This window comes from Vibrio sp. S12_S33, from assembly GCF_963889785.1.
In the GTDB taxonomy this organism is placed as follows: Bacteria; Pseudomonadota; Gammaproteobacteria; order Enterobacterales; family Vibrionaceae; genus Vibrio; species Vibrio aestuarianus.
In genome coordinates this window covers 1-337 of sequence record NZ_CAWPQZ010000296.1, presented here as the reverse complement: position 1 = coordinate 337, position 337 = coordinate 1, and the positions used below count along the sequence as shown (strand labels likewise).

The 337-nt window shown below is 48.7% G+C and carries 1 protein-coding gene; it reads left to right on the top strand.

Annotated elements, in window-relative coordinates; translation table 11 throughout:
- Positions 1-337, top strand: a 337-nt coding sequence (locus tag AACW06_RS20235; protein ID WP_192076398.1) for an IS66 family transposase, incomplete at both ends; no start/stop codon positions are given.

Sequence of the window (337 nt, the reverse complement as noted above, 5' to 3'; positions counted from 1 at the left end):
TGTTCGACTATCAAAACAGCCGCGCGAGAGCATGCCCCGTGAACTTTTTGGGCGATTACTCAGGCTATCTACAAAGTGATGGTTACGCGGCTTATGACGGATTAACCAACGTGGCTAATGTCGGTTGTTTCGCTCACGCACGCCGTAAGTTCATGGAGGCGAAAAAGCTTCAGGGCAAAGGTAAGTCAGGTAAAGCGGATGTGGCGTTAGCCAAAATCCAAAAGTTGTACGCACTTGAATCTCGATTAAAACTGGCTTCGGTCGAAGAGCGTTGGACAGAAAGACAAGCGCAGGCTAAACCGATGTTGGATGACTTCTATGACTGGTTAACCACGCA